Below are 514 nucleotides of genomic sequence, written 5' to 3'. Positions count from 1 at the left end.
CGGTGTGCTGGCGCGGGTAGTCGCGGGTGCTGGCATTGAACTCCAGCAATACCTGGCGGCGCTCGGCCGCCGGCAGTACCGGGATGTTCTCCAGGGCCAGGGCCGGGGTCTGCTCCAAGGCCTGGGCGAGGTGTTCCAGCACGCACTGCAGGTAGCCACAGACCCGATCGCCGTCCACCTGCGCCACGGCCTGCACGGTCAGGCGCAGGCCCTGGGCGTCATCGTCGATATTCAGCGCCAGGGGGTAATTGCTGCGCTCCCGGGAGTCGAGCACGCGGATCCCCTCCCAGCTCGCCGGCCCCTGCTGCGCGGTGTCGGCAGCGCTGTGACGGTAGTTGAGCAGGCTGTTGAACAGGGGCAGCGATGCCGGCACGCCGCTGCAGCGCTGGGCCAGGGCCAGGGAGGCGTGCTCGTGGCCCAGCAATCGGGCCAGCCGGGCGTGGGTGGCGCGCAAGGCCTCGGCCACACCCTGTTCCCCGACACTGACCCGCAACGGCAAAGTGTTGATGAACAT

At 69.6% G+C, this 514-nt stretch carries 1 pseudogene; it reads right to left on the bottom strand.

Going from position 1 to position 514, the window contains the following annotated elements:
* Positions 1 to 514 (bottom strand): annotated as a pseudogene (locus F6S12_RS32820) (hypothetical protein); the annotation flags it as partial.

The sequence above is a fragment of the Pseudomonas sp. JV245A genome, from assembly GCF_032424515.1.
GTDB classification, from domain to species: Bacteria; Pseudomonadota; Gammaproteobacteria; order Pseudomonadales; family Pseudomonadaceae; genus Aquipseudomonas; species Aquipseudomonas protegens.
The sequence above is the reverse complement of the archived record's forward strand: the minus strand, read 5'-3'. Positions and strand labels throughout refer to the sequence as shown.